Annotated in this window: 25 protein-coding genes and 1 riboswitch; of the genes, 12 read left to right on the top strand and 13 right to left on the bottom strand. The window is 72.2% G+C overall.

All coding sequences use genetic code 11. The features are described 5' to 3' along the window. Positions 1–56: 56 nt before the first annotated feature. The gene (locus ACFWZH_RS32160) at positions 57–1142 is read right to left on the bottom strand and encodes an S-(hydroxymethyl)mycothiol dehydrogenase (RefSeq protein ID WP_384439305.1); all 1086 of its coding nucleotides are present in this window, start codon (positions 1140–1142) and stop codon (positions 57–59) included. A 189-nt stretch (positions 1143–1331) separates the two neighbouring features. Beyond that, positions 1332–2135, bottom strand: a complete 804-nt coding sequence (locus tag ACFWZH_RS32155) for an IclR family transcriptional regulator (RefSeq protein WP_384439302.1) — start codon at positions 2133–2135, stop codon at positions 1332–1334. Positions 2136–2303: 168 nt separating this feature from the next. Between ACFWZH_RS32155 and ACFWZH_RS32150 the strand changes: the two genes are divergently transcribed. Then, positions 2304–2624 carry a bifunctional 3-phenylpropionate/cinnamic acid dioxygenase ferredoxin subunit gene (locus ACFWZH_RS32150; RefSeq protein WP_384439299.1) on the top strand — a complete coding sequence of 107 codons (321 nt, stop codon included), beginning with the start codon at positions 2304–2306 and terminating at the stop codon, positions 2622–2624. Next, positions 2621–3793 carry an NAD(P)/FAD-dependent oxidoreductase gene (locus tag ACFWZH_RS32145; RefSeq protein ID WP_384439296.1) on the top strand — a complete coding sequence of 391 codons (1173 nt, stop codon included), beginning with the start codon at positions 2621–2623 and terminating at the stop codon, positions 3791–3793. Before ACFWZH_RS32150 ends, ACFWZH_RS32145 begins: the two co-directional genes overlap by 4 nt. A 31-nt stretch (positions 3794–3824) precedes the next feature. Here ACFWZH_RS32145 and ACFWZH_RS32140 read toward each other — a convergent pair whose 3' ends face one another. The 3 genes from ACFWZH_RS32140 to ACFWZH_RS32130 all read right to left on the bottom strand — a co-directional run bounded on the left by ACFWZH_RS32140 (position 3825) and on the right by ACFWZH_RS32130 (position 6863). Next, positions 3825–4652 (bottom strand): SDR family NAD(P)-dependent oxidoreductase, encoded by an 828-nt coding sequence (locus ACFWZH_RS32140; RefSeq protein ID WP_384439293.1) that lies wholly within the window; start codon positions 4650–4652, stop codon positions 3825–3827. Positions 4653–4772: 120 nt separating this feature from the next. After that, positions 4773–5627, bottom strand: a complete 855-nt coding sequence (locus ACFWZH_RS32135; protein WP_384439291.1) for a bifunctional 5,10-methylenetetrahydrofolate dehydrogenase/5,10-methenyltetrahydrofolate cyclohydrolase — start codon at positions 5625–5627, stop codon at positions 4773–4775. Positions 5628–5648: 21 nt separating this feature from the next. Continuing rightward, positions 5649–5738, bottom strand: a riboswitch (ZMP/ZTP riboswitch). 39 nt (positions 5739–5777) lie between these two features. Beyond that, positions 5778–6863, bottom strand: a complete 1086-nt coding sequence (locus ACFWZH_RS32130; protein WP_384439288.1) for a hypothetical protein — start codon at positions 6861–6863, stop codon at positions 5778–5780. 228 nt (positions 6864–7091) lie between these two features. On the opposite strand from ACFWZH_RS32130, the gene ACFWZH_RS32125 reads away from it, so the two are divergent. The 4 genes from ACFWZH_RS32125 (at position 7092) to ACFWZH_RS32110 (ending at position 9557) form a co-directional block, all read left to right on the top strand. Continuing rightward, complete coding sequence (locus ACFWZH_RS32125; protein WP_384439285.1) at positions 7092–7343, top strand: hypothetical protein; 252 nt, start codon at positions 7092–7094, stop codon at positions 7341–7343. Positions 7344–7438: 95 nt separating this feature from the next. Then, positions 7439–7663: a hypothetical protein gene (locus ACFWZH_RS32120; protein WP_384439282.1), complete on the top strand. Its 225-nt coding sequence runs from the start codon at positions 7439–7441 to the stop codon at positions 7661–7663. 103 nt (positions 7664–7766) lie between these two features. Next, on the top strand, positions 7767–9002 hold the full coding sequence (locus ACFWZH_RS32115) for an SPFH domain-containing protein (protein ID WP_384439279.1): 1236 nt from the start codon (positions 7767–7769) through the stop codon (positions 9000–9002). A gap of 135 nt (positions 9003–9137) precedes the next feature. After that, positions 9138–9557, top strand: coding sequence for a PPOX class F420-dependent oxidoreductase (locus tag ACFWZH_RS32110; RefSeq protein ID WP_384439276.1), 420 nt, complete (start codon positions 9138–9140; stop codon positions 9555–9557). A 32-nt stretch (positions 9558–9589) separates the two neighbouring features. Here the strand turns inward: ACFWZH_RS32110 and dacB are convergent, their stop codons facing one another. The 3 genes from dacB to ACFWZH_RS32095 form a co-directional block, all read right to left on the bottom strand. Next, on the bottom strand, positions 9590–11152 hold the full coding sequence (gene dacB, locus ACFWZH_RS32105) for a D-alanyl-D-alanine carboxypeptidase/D-alanyl-D-alanine-endopeptidase (RefSeq protein WP_384439273.1): 1563 nt from the start codon (positions 11150–11152) through the stop codon (positions 9590–9592). Positions 11153–11398: 246 nt separating this feature from the next. Next, positions 11399–11713: a hypothetical protein gene (locus tag ACFWZH_RS32100; RefSeq protein ID WP_384439270.1), complete on the bottom strand. Its 315-nt coding sequence runs from the start codon at positions 11711–11713 to the stop codon at positions 11399–11401. A 54-nt stretch (positions 11714–11767) separates the two neighbouring features. Beyond that, on the bottom strand, positions 11768–12427 hold the full coding sequence (locus ACFWZH_RS32095) for a TetR/AcrR family transcriptional regulator (RefSeq protein ID WP_384439267.1): 660 nt from the start codon (positions 12425–12427) through the stop codon (positions 11768–11770). 116 nt (positions 12428–12543) lie between these two features. Between ACFWZH_RS32095 and ACFWZH_RS32090 the strand changes: the two genes are divergently transcribed. Then, positions 12544–13734 (top strand): cytochrome P450, encoded by a 1191-nt coding sequence (locus ACFWZH_RS32090; RefSeq protein ID WP_384439264.1) that lies wholly within the window; start codon positions 12544–12546, stop codon positions 13732–13734. Positions 13735–13742: 8 nt separating this feature from the next. Then, a complete protein-coding gene (locus ACFWZH_RS32085) occupies positions 13743–13958 on the top strand; it encodes a ferredoxin (RefSeq protein ID WP_384439261.1) in 216 nt (71 codons plus the stop codon). 207 nt (positions 13959–14165) lie between these two features. Here the strand turns inward: ACFWZH_RS32085 and ACFWZH_RS32080 are convergent, their stop codons facing one another. Then, positions 14166–14339 (bottom strand): CsbD family protein, encoded by a 174-nt coding sequence (locus ACFWZH_RS32080; protein ID WP_384439258.1) that lies wholly within the window; start codon positions 14337–14339, stop codon positions 14166–14168. 352 nt (positions 14340–14691) lie between these two features. Between ACFWZH_RS32080 and ACFWZH_RS32075 the strand changes: the two genes are divergently transcribed. Beyond that, on the top strand, positions 14692–14916 hold the full coding sequence (locus ACFWZH_RS32075) for a DUF6480 family protein (protein WP_384439255.1): 225 nt from the start codon (positions 14692–14694) through the stop codon (positions 14914–14916). 127 nt (positions 14917–15043) lie between these two features. Here the strand turns inward: ACFWZH_RS32075 and ACFWZH_RS32070 are convergent, their stop codons facing one another. Beyond that, positions 15044–15532, bottom strand: a complete 489-nt coding sequence (locus ACFWZH_RS32070; RefSeq protein ID WP_384439252.1) for an EF-hand domain-containing protein — start codon at positions 15530–15532, stop codon at positions 15044–15046. A 336-nt stretch (positions 15533–15868) separates the two neighbouring features. On the opposite strand from ACFWZH_RS32070, the gene ACFWZH_RS32065 reads away from it, so the two are divergent. Then, on the top strand, positions 15869–16549 hold the full coding sequence (locus ACFWZH_RS32065; protein WP_384439249.1) for a DUF899 family protein: 681 nt from the start codon (positions 15869–15871) through the stop codon (positions 16547–16549). Between the two features lie 37 nt (positions 16550–16586). Here ACFWZH_RS32065 and ACFWZH_RS32060 read toward each other — a convergent pair whose 3' ends face one another. Then, a complete protein-coding gene (locus tag ACFWZH_RS32060) occupies positions 16587–16976 on the bottom strand; it encodes a VOC family protein (protein WP_384439246.1) in 390 nt (129 codons plus the stop codon). Beyond that, positions 16973–17266 carry an ArsR/SmtB family transcription factor gene (locus ACFWZH_RS32055; RefSeq protein WP_384439243.1) on the bottom strand — a complete coding sequence of 98 codons (294 nt, stop codon included), beginning with the start codon at positions 17264–17266 and terminating at the stop codon, positions 16973–16975. Before ACFWZH_RS32055 ends, ACFWZH_RS32060 begins: the two co-directional genes overlap by 4 nt. Positions 17267–17362: 96 nt before the next feature. On the opposite strand from ACFWZH_RS32055, the gene ACFWZH_RS32050 reads away from it, so the two are divergent. Continuing rightward, positions 17363–18112, top strand: a complete 750-nt coding sequence (locus ACFWZH_RS32050) for an SOS response-associated peptidase (protein ID WP_384439240.1) — start codon at positions 17363–17365, stop codon at positions 18110–18112. A 52-nt stretch (positions 18113–18164) separates the two neighbouring features. On the opposite strand, the gene ACFWZH_RS32045 is transcribed toward ACFWZH_RS32050, so the two are convergent. After that, positions 18165–19103: a GlxA family transcriptional regulator gene (locus tag ACFWZH_RS32045; protein ID WP_384439238.1), complete on the bottom strand. Its 939-nt coding sequence runs from the start codon at positions 19101–19103 to the stop codon at positions 18165–18167. A 346-nt stretch (positions 19104–19449) separates the two neighbouring features. Between ACFWZH_RS32045 and ACFWZH_RS32040 the strand changes: the two genes are divergently transcribed. Beyond that, complete coding sequence (locus ACFWZH_RS32040; RefSeq protein WP_384439235.1) at positions 19450–20148, top strand: DJ-1/PfpI family protein; 699 nt, start codon at positions 19450–19452, stop codon at positions 20146–20148. Positions 20149–20154 lie beyond the last annotated feature (6 nt).

Genomic DNA, 20154 nt, shown 5'->3' with positions numbered 1-20154 from the left:
GGTGGTCGACGGGAGTGCTGCGCCGTTACCGGATCGGTGGGGTGCGAAGGACGCCGCTACAGGACCACGACGGAGCGCAGCACCTGGCCGTCGCGCATCTTGTCGAAGGCGGACTCCACCTCGTCCAGGCCGATCGTCTCGGTGACGAACCCGTCGAGGTCGAGCCGTCCGCCGAGGTAGCGGTCGATCAGGAGGGGGAAGTCGCGGCTGGGCAGGCAGTCGCCGTACCAGGAGGACTTCAGCGCGCCACCGCGCGAGAAGAGGTCGATCAGCGGCAGCTCGATGCGCATGTCGGGGTCGGGCACCCCGACCAGGACCAGGGTCCCGGCCAGGTCGCGCAGGTAGAAGCCCTGGGTGAAGGTCTCGGGGCGGCCGACCGCGTCGATGACGACATCGGCGCCGTTGCCGCCGGTGAGCTGCCGTACGGCCTCGATGGCGTCCGTACCACGGGAGTTGACGGTGTGGGTGGCGCCGAAGCGGGTGGCGCCGTCCAGCTTCCGCTCGTCGATGTCGATCGCGATGACCCGGCGCGCCCCGGCGATCGAGGCGCCGGCGATCGCGGCGTTGCCGACGCCGCCGCAGCCGATGACGGCGACGGTGTCACCGCTGCCGACGGCCCCGGTGTGCACCGCGGCGCCGTACCCGGCCATCACCCCGCAGCCGATCAGTCCCGCGGCCTCCGGGCGCGCCGACGGATCGACCTTCACCGCCTGCCCCGCCGCGACCAGCGTCTTCTCGGCGAACGCCCCGATGCCGAGCGCGGGGCTGAGCGGGGTGCCGTCCGGCAGGGTCATCGGCTGGGCGGCGTTGCGGGAGTCGAAGCAGTACCAGGGCCGGCCGCGGCGACAGGACCGGCAGCCGCCGCAGGGCGCCCGCCAGGCGAGTACGACGTAGTCTCCCGGGGCGAGTTCGGTGACGTCGGGGCCGACCGCCTCGACGACGCCGGCCGCCTCGTGGCCGAGCAGGAAGGGGAACGCGTCGTTGATCGCGCCGTCGCGATAGTGCAGATCGGTGTGGCACACCCCGCAGGCCTGTACGGCGACGAGCACTTCGCCCGGCCCGGGATCCGGCACCAGGATCGTCCGCAGCTCGACCGGTGCGCCTTGTTTCGCCGCGACGACGGCATGGACTTCGTGTGGCATGCCCTACCCCTCGGTGTTGCGCAGTGCACGACTGGTTGCGCGATGAGAGACATAGTGGGAACGCGGCCTCGGCACCGTCAAGAGGTACGCCCCAGCACTTGGTAAAAGGCTCGTGACACGTCCGCACACAGCCGCGGGGCCGGAACAACCGCTCCGGCCCCGCCCGCGCCACCCGTGCCCGTCAGCCCCTCAACAGGCGTACCCCATCCGCCGCGAGAGCTCCTCGGCCGCGGCGACGGTGCCCTTGACGACCTGGGGCAGCCGCTCCTCGTCCAGCCGGTAGGCGGGCACCGAAACGCTGATCGCCCCGATCACCGAGCCGTCGTGCGCCCGCACCGGCGCGGCGACCGCGCGCAGCCCGAGCTCCAACTCCTCGACCGCCACCGCGAACCCCCGCTCGACGACCTCCCCGAGCTGCCGGCGCAGCTCGGCGGCCGAGGTGACCGTCCGCTCGGTGAGCCGCGGCAACTTCCGCCCCAGGACCGCCTCCTGGACCGGTGCGGGCTGATGGGCGAGCAGCGCCTTGCCGCTGGAGGTGGCGTGCAGCGGTGTACGGCGGCCGAGCCAGTTCTGCGCGGTGACCGAGGCCGGGCCGCGCGCCTGCATGATGTTGACCGCGGCATCGCTCTCCAGCACCGCGATGTTGACCGTCTCGCCCAGCTCGTCGGCCAGCTGCTTGCACACCGCCGCGCCCTCCTGGGAGATGTCCAGCCGTACGGCGGCCGCACCGGCCAGCCGCAGCACTCCGGCGCCGAGGTAGTACTTGCCGCGCTCCTGCTCCTGACCCACCAGCCCGCGGCTCTCCAGCACGCCGAGCAGCCGGAACGCGGTCGACTTGTGCACACCCAGCTCGTCGGCGACCTCGGTCACCCCGGCCTCGCCCAGCCGCGCGAGGATCTCCAGAACGGTCACTGCCCGGTCCACCGACTGCACCACGCTCGCGGGCCCCTTCGGCGGTCTGCCTTCCGGCCGCCCCTCCACGTTGTCCGTCATCTGTGGGATCTCACCACCTGGGAACCCGGTCGCGGGTCCGATTCCGTGCGCTCGGCATTTGCGGGGATCGCTTGACGCACACGCTCCCCGTCTGGATTCTGTTGCGCATAGCGCTTCATCGTGCGCAACGCGAAACTCGATGATACCGAACAGTAACAGGGGGGTCCTGTGATTCCTGTCTGCCCGCTCGCCGACCTGCCCGCAGGCGAGTCCGTACGCATCGACACCGCACCTCCGATCGCCGTCTTCAACGCCGACGGGCAGCTGTACGCCATCGACGACACCTGCACCCACCAGGACGCCTCGCTCGCGGACGGCTGGCTGGAGGGGTGTCTGGTCGAATGCCCGCTGCACGCCGCTTCATTCGATCTCCGCACCGGAGCGCCCACCTGCCTGCCCGCACGCCGGGCGGTGCGCACCCATCCCGTGACCGTCGAGGACGGCATGATCTACGTCCACCACGCCGCCGAGGAGGGCACCGCCGCATGAACTCGGTCGCTGTCATCGGGGCGTCGCTGGCGGGGCTGTACGCCGCGCGGGCCCTGCGCGCCCAGGGGTTCGAGGGCCGCCTGGTGATCGTCGGGGACGAGCGGCACCGCCCCTACGACCGGCCGCCACTGTCCAAGGACTTCCTCACCGGCTCGGCGGGCCAGGACCAACTGGCCCTCGCCGACGCCGAGGAGATCGCCGGACTCGACGCCGAATGGCTGCTGGGCACCCGGGCCGTCGGCCTCGACACCGCCGCGGGCTCGGTGCTCCTCGACGGCGACCGGACCCTGAGCACCGACGGCGTGGTCGTCGCCACCGGCGCCGCCCCCCGCCACCTGGCCGGCCCCGCGCCCGGCGGAGCGCACACCCTGCGCACCCTCGACGACGCCCGGGCACTGCGCGCGGACCTCGTCCGGGGCCCGGTCAGGGTCGTGGTGATCGGCGCCGGCTTCATCGGTGCCGAGGTCGCCGCCTCGTGCGCCGCCCTCGGCCATGACGTCACCGTCGTCGAGGCCGCGCCCCTGCCGCTGCTGCCCCAACTCGGCGACGAGATGGCCCGGATCTGCTCCGCCCTCCACGCGGACCACGGCGTCACCCTCCTCACCGGCACCGGCGTCGCCCGCCTGCACGACGGTGGCGGCACCGAACGGCGGGTCACCGCGGTCGAGCTGTCCGACGGCCGGCTGCTGCCCGCCGAGGTCGTGGTCACCGGCATCGGCGTACGCCCGAACACCGACTGGCTCGCCGGCTCCGGGCTGCCGCTCGACGACGGCGTGCGCTGCGATGCCGGCTGCGTCACCCCGCTGCCCAACGTCGTGGCCGTCGGCGATGTCGCCAGGGTGGCCGGCACCCGCACCGAACACTGGACCGGCGCGACCGAGCAGGCCGCGGTGGCCGCCCGGAACCTGCTGGCCGGCAGCACCGTCGCCACCCACCAGGCGCTGCCCTACTTCTGGTCCGACCAGTACGGCGTACGCATCCAGTTCGCCGGCCGGCGGGGCCCCGCCGACACCCCGCGCCTCGTCGAGGGCTCGCCCGACGACCGCAGCTTCCTCGCCTGCTACGAACGCGACGGGCGCCCCACCGCCGTCCTCGCCCTCAACCGGCCCCGCCCCTTCATGCGACACCGCCGCGAACTCGCCCGCGCCACCCAGCCGGCCACCACCTGACCTCCCGCCCGGGAAGGCGCCGCCCCGGCCGTCAGCGGCCGCGGTCCTCGCCGTCGCCACGCGGCTCCAGACGGAAGGTGAACGCGGCGCCGCCGATGTCGACGGCCGTGGCGCCGCCGTCGACGGTGAGGACCGCGCCGTTGACGAAGGACGCGGCGGGCGAGAGGAGCCAGTCGACGGCCTCGGCGACCTCGTGCGGCTCGCCGGGGCGGCCGACGGGGAGCAGCCGGGTCGCTTCCTCGTACGCGGCGTCGATGCCGCCGGTGAGGCCGGACTCGTCGGCGAACCGCGCCATCCGCCGGTCGGCCATGTCCGTACGCACCCAGCTGGGGCAGACGATGTTGGCGCGGAGTCCGTCGCGCCCGTAGTCGACGGCGAGGGAGCGGCAGAGCTGGAGCAGGGCCGCCTTGGAGGTCGCATAGGCGGCGTTGCCGGCGCCGTTGCGCAGGGCGGAGACCGAGGCGACGGCGACGACCGAGCCGCGTGCCGCCAACAGGTGTGGCAGGGCGGCGCGTTGGAGGAGGAACGGGCCGGTGACGTTGGTGGTCATCACGGCCTCCCAGTCCTCGATCGACAGATCGCCGACGGAACCGCTGCGGCCGATGCCGGCGTTGAGGACCAGCCCGTCGAGCCGTCCGTACGCCGACACGGCCGCATCGACCAGGCCCTGGACGGCCTCGGGGTCGGCGGTGTCGGAGGGGTGGGCCAGGGCGCCGGTCTCCTCGGCGAGGCGGTGCAGCGGTTCGGGCCGGCGGCCGGAGACCACCACCTGATGGCAGGCCGCCCGCAGCAGCCGGGCGGTGGCGGCACCGATGCCCGTACCGCCGCCCGTCACGATGACAACGCGCTGTTCCACCATGGCCGTTCACCCTCCGGTTGATGATCGTTCATCGCCCTGGCGATCATACGGAGGGCGACTGCCCGCCGCCGCACACTTCCGGCCCCCTCCCGCCCCGCACGGGACCTCGGTGCCGCGCCGTCAGACCGCCGTCGACTGACGGGCCGCGGCGTCGACGGTCTGGGTGAGCAGGGTGGCGATGGTCATGGGGCCGACGCCGCCGGGGACCGGGGTGATCAGGGAGGCGCGGCTGCTCGCGGAGTCGAAGTCCACATCGCCGACGTTGCCGGGGTTGTAGCCGGCGTCGATGACGACCGCACCCGGCTTGATGTGTTCGCCGGTGAGCAGACGGGGCCGGCCGACGGCGGCGATCAGCACGTCGGCCTGCCGGGTGATCGACGCGAGGTCGGTGGTGCGGGAGTGGCAGTAGGTGACGGTGGCATTGCGGCCGAGCAGCAGCATCCCGACGGGCTTGCCGAGGATCGCGCTGCGGCCGACCACGACGGCGTGCTTGCCGGCCAGCTCGACGTCGTAGTGGTCGAGGAGGCGGAGGATGCCGGCCGGCGTACAGGAGGCGAAGCCGTCGACACCGAAGCTCATCGTGGCGAAGGAGTGGTAGGTGACGCCGTCGACGTCCTTCTCGGGAGCGATGGCCTCGAACGCGGCGCGCTCGTCGATGTGCGGGCCGACCGGGTGCTGGAGGAGGATGCCGTGGACGGTGGGGTCGTCGGAGAGCTCGGTGATGGTGCCGACCAGCTCCGCGGTCGTGGTCTCGGCGGGCAGCGCGACATGCCGCGACCGGATCCCGGCCTTCTCGCAGCGGGCGCGCTTCATCCGTACGTATGTCGCGGAGGCGGGGTCGTCACCGACCAGTACGGTGGCCAGGCAGGGGGCCTGGCCGGTCTCCCGGGTGAGGGCCGCCGCGCGGTCCGCGGCCTGCTCGACGATGCGGCGGGCCAGTGCGCTGCCGTCCATGAGGCGGGCGGTCTGGGACATCGGGTGCTCCTGAGCGTCGTGAGGGATCGCCCAGGCGCGCGGCAGATGGCCGGGGGCGGCCGGGCCGCTTCCCGGTGGTACTCCACCCAAGCGCCAGTCACGGCCCGCCGACCACTGTAATCGACGGCGGATCGCTCCTGGGAGCCGGCGTCAGGTGCCTCCGTGACCGCCCGGCGCCGGGGTGGGCGTGGAGGCTTCCCATTGGCTGAGGATGCCGTCCCAGTCGTGCTGGGCGGTGGTGATGGCGCTGGGGTCCCAGGTGGCGGGGGCGGGCTGTTGCCCTTGGTACACCTGGTAGTCCTGGTAGTTCTGGTTGCCCTGGTAGTTCTGATAGCCCTGGTACTCCTGATAGCCCCGGTAATCCGCGTTGTTCTGATAGCCCGCGTACTGCTGCTGTTTCCAGGGTTCGTGCTCGTACGCCTCCCGTGGGGGCTGCGAGGGTCGCTCGCGCCAGGCCAGATGCGGAGTCTCGGACTGCTGGGAGGGCTGGAGCGTGGCCATCCGGCGGTGGCGGCCGATGCGGTCCGGTGGTGGGGTCTGCGGGCTCTGGCGGTTCTCGGGGGCCAACTGCTGGGCGCGGGCCACGAGGAAGCGGACGTCGAGACCGAGTTCGGTGGCCAGGGCCGTGAGGTCGACTCCGGTGTGCCAGCTGCTCATCAGGATCGCGTCCAGGGCCGGCGCCCAGGCCGAGTCGGTGGCCTGGGGCGCAGTGGCCTGGGGCGGGGCGGTCTGGGGCGGGGCGGCCTGGGGTGGGGTGGACGGGGGCGGGGCGGCCTGGGGCGGGCCGGCCGCCGGTGCGCCGGTGTGGCCGGGCGGAACCTGGCCGGGCGCGGCGGCCTGGGCCGAGGGGTGCGCGGCGGGGTGGGCGCCGCTCTGCCCCTGCTGGTGGGCGGCGGCCGGCTGGGCGGGGGGCTGCTCCCGGGCGGCGGTCTGCTCGCCCGCGGGCGGCTGCTCGTTGGCGGGGTGGGCGGGCTGGGCGAGCAGGCTCTTGGCGACCGCGCGGGCGTCGTCCTTGCCCACCGTGCGGCGGGCCAGGCGTACTTCGCGTTCGTCCAGGCCGAGCAGGTCCGCCACCACCGCGTCGCTGCCCACGGTCACGGCGAAGGCGGCCAGCGTCCGCGACCGGCGGACCTCGGCCTCGTCGAGGAGTCCCTGCGTCCGGCGGACCTCGTCATCGCTGCTGCAAAACGCCTGTGCGAGTACCGCGTGGCGCTCCCACAACTCCCTCGGTTCCATGACTGCGACAACGTTCCTTCGTCCGGATTGGACTGCTTCCCGGCAATAGATCACTGCATGGGGTGATATTCGAGGGTGTTTCGCCCCCCTCGGAAGGACGCATGTGCGGGGAGCCGCAAAAATACGCAGTGACCCCAGGCCCGCAGGATCGTTTCAACGGCCATGAGCGCTCCTACCTCCGGCACCGTCGCAGGTCACGGACAGACTTCCCTCCCGCGCCCCGGATCCATGCCCCGGTGGATCACCGCCGAGGTCGCCCACCAGACCCCGTTGTACGCCACGCTGGTGCGGATTTGGACGGAGCGCGCCGCCACGGTACCGGGGGTCGCCGACCCCGAATGGCAGCGGCTGGTCTCGTACCGCTGCCTGATGGAGGAGACCGAGACCGCGCTGACCGCCCTCCGGCCGCACCGCGCCCCCGACGTGCTGCCCGCGCGCCGGCCGGTCCCAGCGGCCCGGCCCGCCCGGCTGGACTCCTGAGCCGGCCGGATCGCCCGGAGTACCGTTGAGTTGTCGAGATTTCCCGCTGCCCGGCTTCCGGGCCGACAGCGGCTTTGACCAGCGACGGAGCCCGGGTGAGCGCGAGGGATGACACGGACTTCGACCCGATCGGCGCGATCGGGCGGGTGACCGTCTCGATCCCGAGCGACGGTCCGGGCGAGGTGCTGCTGCCCGTACGCGGCGGGACCGAGGCCTTCGCCGCCTGGTCCCGAGAGCCCATCGCCCGCCATACGCAGGTCGTCGTGGTGGACCACACCTCGGCGCGGTCGGTGATCGTCGCGCCGCTGCCGGCCGCCTGACCCGGACCGGAGCCCGTACGGCCGAGCCGGGGATGCCTCCCCCGCTCCGCGCCGTCCCCGCCCGGAGTACCCGGGCCGGCCGCACCGGACCAGGAGCCTTGTGATGTTGTTCTGGCATGTTCCCGCGCCGAACGAGGCGCTGTTGATCTCCGGCTCGAAGCGCCGTGCGGGGGACGCGCAGTTCCGTATCGTCACGGGCCATGGCTGCTGGGTCATGCCCGTCAAGCAGAAGGCGAGTCTGCTGTCGCTGTCGCTGCGGGAGGCGGAGATCTCCGAGGACTGCGTCACCCAGCAGGGCATCCGGCTCGCCGTCCGGGCGGTCGCCGTCTTCAAGGTCGGCGACGACCCGACGTCGATCGCCAACGCCGCGCGACGGTTCCTGGACGAGCAGGACACCATGGAGGAGCTGGTGGGGCGGATCTTCGCCGGCCATCTGCGCTCGATCGTCGGCGGGCTGACCGTCGAGCAGATCATCCGGGAGCGGGACCGGGTCGCCCAGGAGGTCAAGGACGGCAGTCACTCCGAGATGGAGAAGCTCGGCATCGTCGTCGACGCCCTGCAGATCCAGGAGATCGGCGACACCTCCGGCTACATCACCAACCTGGCCGCCCCGCACGCCGCGGCGGTCGCCAGCGCCGCACGGATCGCCGAGGCGAAGGCCGACCAGGAGGCGGCCGAGCGGGAGCAGCAGGCGGCGGCGCTGAAGGCGAGGTACGAACGGGACACCGCGATCAAACGGGCCGGGTTCCTGGCCGAGACCGAGCAGTACAACGCCAGCGCCGCACAGGCCGGTCCGTTGTCCCAGGCCAGGGCCTCACAGCAGGTCATCGAGGAGCAGACGGCACTGGCCGAGCGGCAGGCCGCGCTGGCCGCCCGGCGTCTGGAGGCCGAGGTCCGCCGCCCCGCGGACGCCGAGGCCTACCGGCTGCGCACCTTGGCGGAGGCGCGGCGCGACCAGGTCCGCTTCGAGGCGGACGCCCGTGCCTACACCGAACGCGCGCTCGCCCAGGCGCGCGCCGACGCCAATACCGCGCTCGCCGCCTCGCTCCGGGACGGCAACCAGGAGCTGATCGCCGCCAACCGCACCGTCGAGAACCTCCCGGCGCTGGCCCAGGCCGCCGCCGAGGGCATCTCCGGCTCCCGGCTCACCGTCCTCAACGGCACCGACGGCATCGACGAGATCGCCTCCGCCATCGTCGGCCAGGGCCTGGCCATCCTCGACACCCTGAAGAAGGGACCCGCCGCGGCACCCGGCACCACCGCCCCGCCCACCGCGCCTCCCCCGCTGGCGGACGGGGACGGTTCCCTCCCGCGGAAGGCCGCGCCTCCCAGAGGGTGACGGGCCATAGGCGCGAAGATGACCGCAGCGGCGCACCGAGTGCGGCGACGTACCGGACGCGGCGACGCACCCCACGGCGGCGACGCATCCGAAGGCAGCACGTCCCCCTACCGCAGCGAACCGAGAGTGCCTCCCATGTCGAAACCACCGCTCCCCGAAGCCGCCGTCACCATGCTGGCCAAGCCCAATCCGGCCGTCATCACCACACTGCGGCCGGACGGCCAGCCGGTCTCCACGGCCACCTGGTACCTCTGGGACGAGGGCCGGGTGCTGGTCAACATGGACGAGGGCCGCAAGCGACTGGAACACGTACGCCGCGATCCCCGGGTCACGCTCACCGTGCTCGACGAGAGCAACTGGTACACCCACCTCAGCCTCATCGGCCGCGTCGGGGAACTCCGCGACGACCAGGAGCTGACCGACATCGACCGGCTGGCCCGGCACTACCTCCGGCGGCCGTACCCGCAGCGGGACCGCCGCCGGGTCAGTGCCTGGATCGAGATCGACCGCTGGCACGGCTGGGGCAGCCTGAAGGACAGCAGCCAGGCGGGGTGAGTCCGGCCAGGGGCTGTCCGATGGGTCGGGCCCTATCCGCTCGTCTGCTGCAAGTAGGCCGCGACATCGGCCACATCGTTCCCGATCGACAGGACGCCGCCGATGTTCGCGCCCGCCGTGGAGGCACCGTTGACGCCGGCGAAGAACACGTCGAAGCGGTCCTTGCCCGTCTCCAGATAGCCGGCCGTGGTCTCGGCGCCCACGGCCAGCCGGTCGTTGAGCGCGTCACCGCCCGCCACGGTGCCGGTCTTGGCGAAGACCCTGCCGCGTGCCGGGCAGTCACGGCAGGAGTCCGCCAGGGTGCCGTCGACGCCCAGGATCGGCAGCGAGGTGCGAAAGCGGTCCGCGTCGGCGGTGTGCTGCCAGTACGTCAGGAGCTGAGCCGCGGCCCGTGGTGTGGTGCGGTCGACCGGACTGCCGCCCCGGCCGTCCGCGAGCTGGACGGCCCCGCGGTCCACCTTCGCACCGTCCAGGAAGGCGGCGAGCACCGGGAATCCGTCCTGGCAGTCGGTCTTGCCCCGGCTCACGGCCATCAGGCAGATCCCGAGGTTCGCCCCGAGGTTGTGACTCACCTTGAGGATGAGCTCGGCGTACTCGGCGTACGGCGGGGAGGTGTACCGGGCGACGGTGGGCACGCCCTGGTAGGAGCGCGGCAACCGGGTGGCGGGGTTGGGGCCGACGGCGGGGGCGGTGACCTCGACCCCGGCCCGCTTCAGCGCCTCGATCATCGCGGTCCGGCCGAAGGCGTTCGGGTCCTTGACGGGCGACACCCGCAGGACGGGGGCCGAGCCGGCGGCGATGGTGCCGGACAGCTGGATGCGGGTGCCGTCGGCGGAGGCCTTGACGGAGATGTCGGTCGGCTTGCCGGCGGCGACGGTGCGGACGGAGGAGGTGACCCGGTACGGCGCGACCTTCGGGCGCACCTCCAGGCCGGCCGGTGCGCCCGCTGCGCTGCCGGGGGAGGTCAGCAGATCGATGACGTTGTCGTTGATGATCAGTGGGGTGGGCGTTGGGTCGAGCGTCGGGTCCGGGCGGAACAGCCGTGCGTCGACGACCACATCGCCCTCGATCCGGCGGATTCCCGTGGCACGCACCTGCCGGGCGAGCTGGTCGACGCCGGCCAGCGGGTTCTGCGGGGTGAGGGTGGCGCCGGGGATGTCGTTGGCGTAGGTGTGGTCGATGGTGGTGAAGGCGACGGTGCCGTTCTTGCGCGTCCTGCCGCCGAGTGTCAGGTCCCCCTGCGCGACCAGGTCGAGATCGCCCTGGAGCGTCGCGTTGCGGCGCGTGCCGACGGCGTGCAGCGGTGTGACGAAGCGGTGGCCGCCGCCCAGGGTGTGCCAGGTGCCGCTGACGCCGAACAGTTTGGCCGTGGACCCGGGGATGAAGAACTGGTCGGCGTTGCGGGACCGGGTCACCTTTCCGGTCCGCGGGTCCTGCTGGAACAGGCCCCACTGGGCGTGCCGGTAGGCGGGCTTTCGCAGGACCGCGGTGATACGCGGATCGAGGGTCTCGTGGTCCGTGGGGGGCGGCGGGGTGGCCTGGACGAGCCCGGCGAGGACGGCGCCGACGGCCACCAGAAGGGCCAGGGCGCGCACGGTGCGCCGGCGGTTCCTCCTGCACGCGGCGGATGGTGACATACGGACTCCACGAGGGACGGATCGCGCTCGACGGGCCCGTTGGCCGGCGGCCGCCGGGGTGGTCGCCGGGTGCGGGAACGAAGGGCGGAACAGGACGCCGCGTCGACTCCGATACGCCTGGCAGGCGGCTCCCCTGCGCCCCGGCACGCGGCAGTGGGCCCGGGAGGAGGCCCCGGGCCCACTGGGTGGACTACCTGGTGGGTGTCAGACGAGCCCGAGCAGCCCGAGGCCGAGCAGGCCGTCCCTGCCCAGTCCGTAGGGGAAGCCGTGCGGGTGGAAGAGGTGACGGCCGTACTCGTAGCCGTCCTTCTTGTGGCCCTTGCCCTTCTTGCCCTTGTGGTCCTTGCTCTTGTTGCCGCTGTGGCCCTTGCTGCCGGTGTGGTCCTTGCCGCAGTGCATGTCGCACAGTGCGCGCTGCGCGCCGTTGGGGGACGCGGTGGCGGCGCCCGCTGCCGGCACGACCAGGACGGCCGCGGTCAACCCGGCCACTGCGAGGCCACGAGGGATCGAACGGAGCATGTTCCCACCTTCACTCGAATCTGCAGAAAAGGAATATCCTCTGCAAACGCGACGTTAGAGTGGCGTTTCACCCCTCTGGTGGTGCCCCGCCGCGGAGTCACTGGAACGCAGCACGTCCGCCTGCTCCCCGCCGTCCGGCAGGCTTTCGAGCAGGCTTCCCAGGGCGCCCGTGACGAGCGCGCAGACCGTGTCGGGGTCCGCGCTCGCCAGTGGTTCCTTGGCGACCACCACCCGCATCAAGCCAATTCCCAGCAGCCAGGAGAGCGCCAGATCGGCGCGGAGTCCGCCGTTGTCGGAGCGGGAGAGCGTGGCGAGCACGTCCGCGTACTCCTCCCCCAACCCCCGCAGCGCGTCCGCGATCTCGTCGCTGCCGCCGATCGAGCGCAGGCAGACCTCCAGCGAACGGTCGGATTCCGCGCCGCCGGCCAGCATGCCGCGCAGCGCGACCTCGAACAGCCGCTCGGCGGGGGTGGTCCGCAGCTGCTCCTGTCCGCCGCGCGCCATCACCTCTCCGAACAGGGCCTTCTTCGAGCCGAAGTAGCGGAACAGCAGGGCCTGGTTGGCCCCGGCGCGGGCGGCGATGTCCCGTACCGTCGCCCGTTCGTAACCGCGCTCCGCGAACAGTTCCGAGGCCGCGTCGAGCAGACGCAGCCGGGTGCCCTGCGCATCCCTGCGGTATGCGCCCGCCGGGCCGTGCTGCGGGGTCTGCCCCATCGTCTCGTCACGCTCCTCTCCGTCGGACCGTCACCATGACGGCCACATCGCGTCGTTGACCGCCCCGAGGGAGCGGCCTACCTTTGTAAGCAGGTGCTTACACAAGGGAGGTCGCCGTGACCACAGCCGACACAGCACCCCTCTCCTACCCCTTCAATGTCGCCGAGAGCCTTGAGTTGTCCGACGAGTACGAGCGCGCGCGCCATCGTCCGGGACTGCTGAAGGTACGGATGCCCTACGGCGAGCCGGCCTGGCTCGTGACCCGTTACGCCGAGGCCCGCTTCGTCCTCGGCGATCAGCGCTTCAGCCGCGCCGAGAGCGCGCGGCACGACGAGCCCCGGCAGTCCGAGGGCCGCCGCGACAGCGGCATCCTGGGCATGGACCCGCCCGACCACACCCGGCTGCGGGCGCTGGTGGCCAAGGCGTTCACCGTCCGCCAGGTCGAAAAGCTCCGGCCGCAGGTCAGGCAGCTGACGAACGAACTCCTCGACGAGCTGGCGGCCGCCGGACCGCCGGCCGATCTGGTGGACCGTTACGCGCTGCCCATCCCCGTCGCGGTGATCTGCCGGCTGCTCGGCGTACCGACCGAGGACCGGCCGCGGTTCCGGGTGTGGAGCGACGCCGCCCTGTCGACGAGCTCGCTGACCGCCGAGGAGCTCGACGCCAACCTCGAAGAACTCCGCGCCTATATGAGCCAGTTGATCGACGAGCACCGGCGCGCACCGCAGGACGACCTGATGACCGCGCTCATCGAGGCCCGGGACGTCGGCGACCGGCTGTCCGAACTCGAACTCGTCGACCTGTGCGTCGGCATCCTGGTCGCCGGGCACGAGACCACCGCCACCCAGATCCCCAATTTCGTCCTCGCCCTGCTCGACCACCCCGACCAGCTCGCCCTCCTGCGCGAGCAGCCCGGTCTGATCGGCGGCGCGGTCGAGGAGTTGCTCCGCTTCGTCCCGCTGGGCAGCGGCGCGGGGCAGGCCCGCTACGCCAAGGAGGACGTCGAGGTCGGCGGCACCCTGGTGCGGGCCGGCACCCCCGTACTGGTGGCGGTGGGCGCGGCCAACCGCGATGCGCTGCGCTTCGACTCGCCCGGCACGCTGGACATCTCGCGGGCGGGCAACCAGCACCTCGGGTTCGGCCACGGCGCCCATCACTGCCTCGGCGCCCCGCTGGCGCGCCTGGAACTGCAGGAGGCGCTCAGCGCCCTGATCACCCGGTTCCCCAAGCTGCACCTGGCCGGCGATCTGGAGTGGAAGAGCCAGATGCTGGTACGCGGCCCGCGGGTCATGCCGGTGGGGTGGTGAGTGCGCGGATGCCATGGGAAGTGGACATCGCCCCGCACCAGTGTTTGGCGTCGGGCTCCTGCGCCGCCATCGCACCGGACCTCTTCGCCCTCGACGGCGCCCATGCCCGGCCGCTGAACGACCGGATCGAGGAGGACGAGCGCGCGTTGGACGCCGCCGACGTATGCCCGGCCATGGCGATCACGGTCCGGCGCGGGAAGGACGTCGTCGGGCCGCGGCCGTAGCCAGGAGCGGGGCGGGGCGTGGGGACGGGCCGCGGCCGCGGCAGGACGCGCCGCGGCCGTGGAGTGCGACCCGCGACTCAGGGGAGCGGCGCGGGCGGGTGGGCCCGCCGTGGCGCGGAGGGCGGCGGCGGGCCGTGATCGTCAGCGCGTGAGCGTGTTCCTCAGCGGAGCGTGAGCGTGTCACTCAGCGGCGCGTGAGCGTGTTCCTCAGTGCCGGAATTTGTCCTTGCCCCGCTCCATCGCGTAATTCACTCTCCCCTTGACCATTTCGGCCTTGCCTTTTCTCGCCAGGCTTGCGTTACCCACGGCCTTCCCGACCGTTTCCTTGGCCTTTCCCTCGGCCATTTGGCCGATGCTCTTGGCCTTCTTTCCGATGCCCATGCCGTGCTCCTTCAGGGTCATTCGGATGGTGGCAGCAGCGTTCCGAGCGGACCGAGATCCACCTTCGGATCTCGCCTGGAAAGCTCGTATCCAGCGCAGAGTCCCATCATACGGTCGCGCGGAATCATCGGCATGGGCTCCAGGACGCCCCGCCACCCCTCGAGGCGACCCCCGCACCGTCCCGCCGCACGACAGCCCCACAACCCACCGGCGCCACCGACCACCGTCGACCCACCACCGACTCGATACCGACCCGGCAGCGACCCGGCAGCGACTCGGCAGCGACTCGGCAGCCACGAAATCGACCACGGCTGAGGCGGCCGTTTCCGCGAATATCGGGCAGTCTTGAGGTATGGGCATTCAGAATTCGGATCCGGACCGCACTCCCGGCCTCGGCCCTGGTGGCGGGGTACCGCCCGGGGAAACCCCGCCGGGCGAGGGCAGCACGGGCGCGGAAACCGGCCCCCGCGACGTACAGACGAAGGGCTGGTCCAAGGGCCCGGTCATCATCCTCGGCATCCTCGTCGTGCTCTGCGCGATGTTCTTCATCGCCTATGCGGTGATCGTGGCGCTGTGACGGGGGGCGCCCCGAGGGCCAGCATGCACGATCACCCCACTTGAGAATGGGATCCATTTTCATATAGCGGGTGCGCGGCGGACTGGCCGCCCTTTCGCGCACCGAGGAGCGCCTGGGCGCCCCAGGTCTACTCGCGCATGGCGGCCCGGTACTCCGCGACCTTCAACTGACCGTCGCCGTCGCGGTCCAGTGCCGCGAAGGCCTGCTCCGCCTGCGCGTCCGAGAAGCCGGTCGCCCGCTGCAGAGCGGTGAACTCCGCCCGGTTCACCACACCGTCGTCGTCGGTGTCGGCCAGTGCCACCGTCGCCGCGATCGACGGCCACACCATCCGGCCGATGTCCCCGGACTCGCTGGCGCGTACGAACGCGGCGATGAACTGCTCCCGGTCCAGCCGTCCCTCGGCGTCGACGTCCGTCAGGGCGGCGAGCTGCTCGAAGATGTTGCGCATCCCGGCATGCACCGCCTGCGCCTTGGGGGACTCCGCGGGTTCGCCCGCGGCGTCGGCCATGCGGCGCGCCCGCTCGGTGAAGTCCTGCGCGGTCAGGTAGCCGTCGCCGTCGGTGTCGTACAGGGAGAAACGGTGCTCGTACTCCGTGCGCAGCGCATCGGTGATCATGCGTCATCCCTTCTGAACGTGGTGGCTCCTGACGGAGCCCGGAGGGGCGGCCGACCACCTGGGGGGGGGCGATCACCGCCGAGAGCACACTAAGTGGCGATACCCTGACAGACCGTCACCAACGTTCACGGTCACGCGACCGCGCCACGCCTGCCACCTCGGTGGCCGCACGCGCGCACTCGCGCCTGGGCCGGAGCGGTGGGTCTGGTTGATCCGAAGGAGTGCACCGACCGCGCCCTGGTCATTTCGCTGCCCGACGGGCCCCGGCGCGCGGGCATACGGTGGTCGGCCAGAGCGACTGGTGACCGCCAGACCGCAGCCAGGCCGGGAGTAGCGATGCGTCTGACCAATCTCACCGGGGAGTCGGCCGAATACCTCAACGCCCGCGAGGAGCTGCGGCAGGCCGAGATCGAGCTGATGCGCCATCGTGAACGCGTCGCCGACCTGCGCCGCCGGCTGCCGCTGGGCCCCGTCGTCGACGACTACGTGTTCGAGGAGGGCCCCGCCGATCTGGCGGCCGGTGACGCGCCGGCGCGGACCGTGCGCCTGGGCGAGCTGTTCACCCGGCCCGGACGTGACCTGGTCGTCTACCACCTGATGTACGGCAAGCGGCAGACCGAGCCGTGCCCCATGTGCACGATGTGGTGCGACGGGTTCAACGGCGTGGCCCGCCACCTCGCGCAGAACGTGGACCTGGCGATCGTCGCCGCAGCCGACCTGCCCGCGCTCCGCGCGCACGCCCGCAACCGGCAGTGGACGGATCTGCGTCTGCTCAGCGCCGGGTCCAGCACCTTCAAGTACGACCTGGGCAGCGAGGACGCCGAGGGCAACCAGGACTCGACGGTGTCGGTGTTCACCCGCGACGACGACGGGTCGGTGCGCCACTTCTACTCGGTGCACCCCCGGATGTCCGACGACATCGACCAGCGGGGCATCGACCTGCTCAGCCCGGTGTGGCACCTCCTCGACCTCACCCGCAGAGGCCGGGACGACTGGTTCGCCGCACTCGGCTACTAGGCAGCGGCCGGCACCAGGGCGGGTCGCGGCGGGCGCCCTACGCGCCGTGCACGATCTGGATCAGGTTGCCGCAGGTGTCGTCCAGCACCGCGGTGGTGACCGTGCCCATCTCCAGCGGCTCCTGGGTGAAGTACACCCCGAGGCCGCGCAGCCGGTCGAACTCCGCCTGTACGTCGTCCACGGCGAAGGAGGTGGCCGGGATGCCGTCCTGGACCAGCGCCGTCTTGTACGGCTGCACCGCGGGGTGGCCGGAGGGCTCCAGCAGCAGTTCGGTCCCGTCGGGGGCCTCCGGGGAGACCACGGTCAGCCAGCGGGCCCCGCCGCCCAGCGGGACGTCGTGCTTCTTCACGAAGCCCAGGACGTCGGTGTAGAAGCGCAGGGCCTTGTCCTGGTCGTCGACGAAGACGCTGGTCACATGGATCCTCATGGGGTGCTCTCCGGTGCATCGGGCCTGAGCCATCGGGTCATGACGCGCTCAAGGGGTTCGGTGTTCAGGTCGTGGAACTTGTAGCGGCCCTGGCGCCGCGCGCGGACCAGACCCGCGGATTCGAGTACGGCCAGGTGCTGGCTGATCGCCTGGCGGGACAGCCCCAGACCGTGCTTCGTCGCCAGCCGTGCGCATATCTCGAACAGGGTCTGGCCGTCCCGTTCCACCAGCTCGTCAAGGATGCGCCGACGGGTGGGGTCGGCCAGCGCCTTGAAGACATCCTCCGACATGACCCCACCATAGGCAAGTGGAGACTTGCCTATCAAACCGGGCGCCCTGCCGGCACGGGTGCCGGGCGGCCGGCGACCGCGTGGCAGGGTGGAGGCATGTGCGGAAGATATGTCTCCACCCGCCGTCCGCAGGATCTCGCGGCCACGTTCGACGTCGCCCGCTGGGACCCCGACCAGGCGCTGGACCCGAGCTGGAACGTCGCCCCGACCGACCATGTGTGGTCGGTGCTGGAGCGCGTCGAACGCGACACCGGCGAGATCACGCGGCAGCTGCGACCGTTGCGCTGGGGCCTGGTGCCGTCGTGGGCGAAGAGCCTGGACGTCGGCGCGAAAATGATCAACGCCAGGGTGGAGACCGTCGCGGAGAAGCCGGCCTACCGCCGGGCCTTCGCCAAGCGGCGGTGTCTGCTGCCGGCCGACGGCTTCTACGAGTGGCAGGCCGTCGCCGCGACCAGGACCGCCAAGGCCCGCAAGCAGCCGTACTTCATCAGTCCCGAGGACGGCCAGGTCATGGCGCTCGCCGGCCTCTACGAATTCTGGCGCGACCCCGGCGTATCCGATGACGAGGCGTCCGGGGCGTGGTGGACGACCTGCACCCTCATCACGACCGAGGCCACCGACGCCGCCGGACGCGTCCACCCGCGCATGCCGCTGGCCATCGCCCCCGACGACTGGAGCACCTGGCTCGACCCAGCCCACCACGACGCCGACGAGCTCCGCGCGCTGCTGGCGGCCCCCGCCGCCGGGCACCTGGACGCCCGGGCGGTGTCCACCGCGGTCAACAACGTGCGCAACAACGGCCCTCACCTCCTGGACGACGCCGAGGACGCCGCGGAGGGCGTCTGAGGCCGGCTCGTACGCGAGGGACGCCGCGCCGGGACACCGGCCGGAACACCGGCTAGCGGAACGTCCTGCGGTAGGTGTGGGGGCTGACGCCGGTGGTGCGTTTGAAGCGGTCGCGGAAGGTGGTGGCCGAGCCGAAGCCGACCTGGGCGCCGATCCGTTCGACGGAGTGGTCGGTGCTCTCCAGCAGGTGCTGGGCCTGCCGGACGCGGGCGCGGTGCAGCCACTGGAGCGGTGTGCTGCCGGTCTGCTCGCTGAAGTGCCGCAGCAGGGTGCGGGTGCTCAATCCGGCGCGGGTGGCGATGTCCGCCAAGGTGAGGTCCCGGGCGATGTTGTCCTGCAGCCAGGCCAGGAGGGGTTCGAGGGTGGCGCCACGGGGCGTGGGCGGGTGCTGCTGGACGATGAACTGGGCCTGGCCGCCCTCGCGTTCCAGCGGCATGACGGACAGCCGGGCGGCGTCGGCGGCGACGGCGGAGCCGTAGTCACGGCGGATCATGTGCAGGCACAGGTCCAGACCCGCGGCCCCGCCGGCGGAGGTCAGGATCTGCCCGTTGTCGACGTACAGCACGTCCGGGTCGACGTCGATGTCCGGGTAGGCGGCGGCGAGATGGGCGGCGCCGATCCAGTGGGTGGTGGCGCGCAGCCCGTCGAGGAGTCCGGCGGCGGCGAGGATGAAGGTGCCCACGCAGATGGAGGCGATACGGGTGCCGTCGGCGGCGGCCTGTTCGAGGGCCTTCCGGACGGCGGGTGACAGGGTGCCGGATTCGTCGGTCGTGCCGGGCACGACGATCGTGTCGGCCTCGCGGAGTGCGTCCAGGCCCCAGGGGGCGCGCAAGGTGAACGCCCCCGCGTCGACCTCGGGCTGCTCGGCGCAGACACGTACCCGGTAGCCCGCCCGGCCGTCCGGCAGCCGGCTGCGGGCGAAGACCTCCAGGGGGGTGGAGAGGTCGAAGGGGATCACCTGATCCAGGGCGAGGACGGCGACGGTGTGCATGGCGGCAATCTACCGGGCCACCGGATTCCCGCCGAGGGTACGAAGGGACAGAGATGGGCCGCAGGGGCGGGGAACAGCGCGGACTCTGATAACTGGTCCCCTGCTGGTTCTCGTGCTGGTCCCTGGGGTGGATCTCGCGCAGGACCCGTGCTGCCCCCCTGGGCTGGCTCTCGCGCGGGACCCGTGCTGGTGCGGCGTTCCGCGCAGTCGGCGGAGGGTCGACGGAGCAGTTGGCGATATCCCGTTGAAGGTTGTCGATCTCGCTACTGGGGGCGTGCGGGGGTGCTGACTACCGTCGGTGGCGATCAGGGGTGAGACCGCCCGTCAAGCGACAAAGGGGATTCCCATGCACGCCCAGCTCGTCCTGTTCGACGGCTTCGATCCGCTCGACGTCATAGCTCCCTACGAGGTCCTCTACGCGGGCGGCATCGCGTCCGGCGGCGCCGTGACCGTCGAACTGGTATCGGCTGAAGGTCCGCGCGAGGTCGTCAGCGGTATCGGCGGCCTGACGCTGCGGGCGACCGCCCACCTGGCGCCGGAGCGGGCCGACCTGGTCCTGGTGCCCGGCGCGGCGGGCCGGGTGGGCGAGGCGGACGCGGAGCCCGCCGACGGCGAGAACGCCGGCGGGACCGGCGACGCGACCGCCGACGGCAGCATCCGGCCGGTGCTGGCCCGCGCCGTGGAGACCGCACTGCCCCGTCTGCTCAAGGCGGCGATGGACGACGCCGGAGTGACCGTCGCCACCGTGTGCGGAGGCTCGCTCGTACTGGCTCTGGCCGGGCTCCTGGAAGGCCGCCGCGCCACCACCCACCACCAGGGAACGGACCTGCTGGAGGCGGCCGGTGTGACCGCGGTGGCGGCCCGTGTCGTCGACGACGGCGACCTGGTCACCGGTGCGGGCGTCACCTCCGGCCTGGACCTCGGCCTGTATCTGCTGGAGCGCGAGATCGGGCCGCAAGTAGCCCACGCCGTGGAGCAGTTGTTCGCCCATGAGCGTCGAGGCGTGGTGTGGAGCGACCGCGGCCCCGCGCCCGTCGCCCTCTGAGGGCGC

Origin of the sequence: Streptomyces sp. NPDC059008, assembly GCF_042749045.1 — a bacterium.
GTDB lineage: Bacteria > Actinomycetota > Actinomycetes > Streptomycetales > Streptomycetaceae > Streptomyces.
Note: the sequence above shows the minus strand (reverse complement) of the source record. Positions and strands in the feature narration are given on the sequence as shown.

Bases quoted from the DNA above. Each gene is read 5' to 3' on its own strand.
- ACFWZH_RS32100 (WP_384439270.1), bottom strand. From the start codon at position 11,713: ATGCTCCGTTCGATCCCTCGTGGCCTCGCAGTGGCCGGGTTGACCGCG.
- ACFWZH_RS32050 (WP_384439240.1), top strand. From the start codon at position 17,363: ATGTGCGGAAGATATGTCTCCACCCGCCGTCCGCAGGATCTCGCGGCC.
- ACFWZH_RS32140 (WP_384439293.1), bottom strand. From the start codon at position 4,652: ATGGTGGAACAGCGCGTTGTCATCGTGACGGGCGGCGGTACGGGCATC.
- ACFWZH_RS32160 (WP_384439305.1), bottom strand. From the start codon at position 1,142: ATGCCACACGAAGTCCATGCCGTCGTCGCGGCGAAACAAGGCGCACCG.
- ACFWZH_RS32040 (WP_384439235.1), top strand. From the start codon at position 19,450: ATGCACGCCCAGCTCGTCCTGTTCGACGGCTTCGATCCGCTCGACGTC.
- ACFWZH_RS32085 (WP_384439261.1), top strand. From the start codon at position 13,743: ATGCCATGGGAAGTGGACATCGCCCCGCACCAGTGTTTGGCGTCGGGC.
- ACFWZH_RS32055 (WP_384439243.1), bottom strand. From the start codon at position 17,266: ATGTCGGAGGATGTCTTCAAGGCGCTGGCCGACCCCACCCGTCGGCGC.
- ACFWZH_RS32095 (WP_384439267.1), bottom strand. From the start codon at position 12,427: ATGGGGCAGACCCCGCAGCACGGCCCGGCGGGCGCATACCGCAGGGAT.
- ACFWZH_RS32110 (WP_384439276.1), top strand. From the start codon at position 9,138: ATGTCGAAACCACCGCTCCCCGAAGCCGCCGTCACCATGCTGGCCAAG.
- ACFWZH_RS32130 (WP_384439288.1), bottom strand. From the start codon at position 6,863: ATGGAACCGAGGGAGTTGTGGGAGCGCCACGCGGTACTCGCACAGGCG.
- ACFWZH_RS32080 (WP_384439258.1), bottom strand. From the start codon at position 14,339: ATGGGCATCGGAAAGAAGGCCAAGAGCATCGGCCAAATGGCCGAGGGA.
- ACFWZH_RS32075 (WP_384439255.1), top strand. From the start codon at position 14,692: ATGGGCATTCAGAATTCGGATCCGGACCGCACTCCCGGCCTCGGCCCT.
- ACFWZH_RS32045 (WP_384439238.1), bottom strand. From the start codon at position 19,103: ATGCACACCGTCGCCGTCCTCGCCCTGGATCAGGTGATCCCCTTCGAC.
- ACFWZH_RS32060 (WP_384439246.1), bottom strand. From the start codon at position 16,976: ATGAGGATCCATGTGACCAGCGTCTTCGTCGACGACCAGGACAAGGCC.
- ACFWZH_RS32070 (WP_384439252.1), bottom strand. From the start codon at position 15,532: ATGATCACCGATGCGCTGCGCACGGAGTACGAGCACCGTTTCTCCCTG.
- ACFWZH_RS32145 (WP_384439296.1), top strand. From the start codon at position 2,621: ATGAACTCGGTCGCTGTCATCGGGGCGTCGCTGGCGGGGCTGTACGCC.
- ACFWZH_RS32135 (WP_384439291.1), bottom strand. From the start codon at position 5,627: ATGTCCCAGACCGCCCGCCTCATGGACGGCAGCGCACTGGCCCGCCGC.
- ACFWZH_RS32115 (WP_384439279.1), top strand. From the start codon at position 7,767: ATGTTGTTCTGGCATGTTCCCGCGCCGAACGAGGCGCTGTTGATCTCC.
- ACFWZH_RS32155 (WP_384439302.1), bottom strand. From the start codon at position 2,135: ATGACGGACAACGTGGAGGGGCGGCCGGAAGGCAGACCGCCGAAGGGG.
- ACFWZH_RS32125 (WP_384439285.1), top strand. From the start codon at position 7,092: ATGCCCCGGTGGATCACCGCCGAGGTCGCCCACCAGACCCCGTTGTAC.
- ACFWZH_RS32065 (WP_384439249.1), top strand. From the start codon at position 15,869: ATGCGTCTGACCAATCTCACCGGGGAGTCGGCCGAATACCTCAACGCC.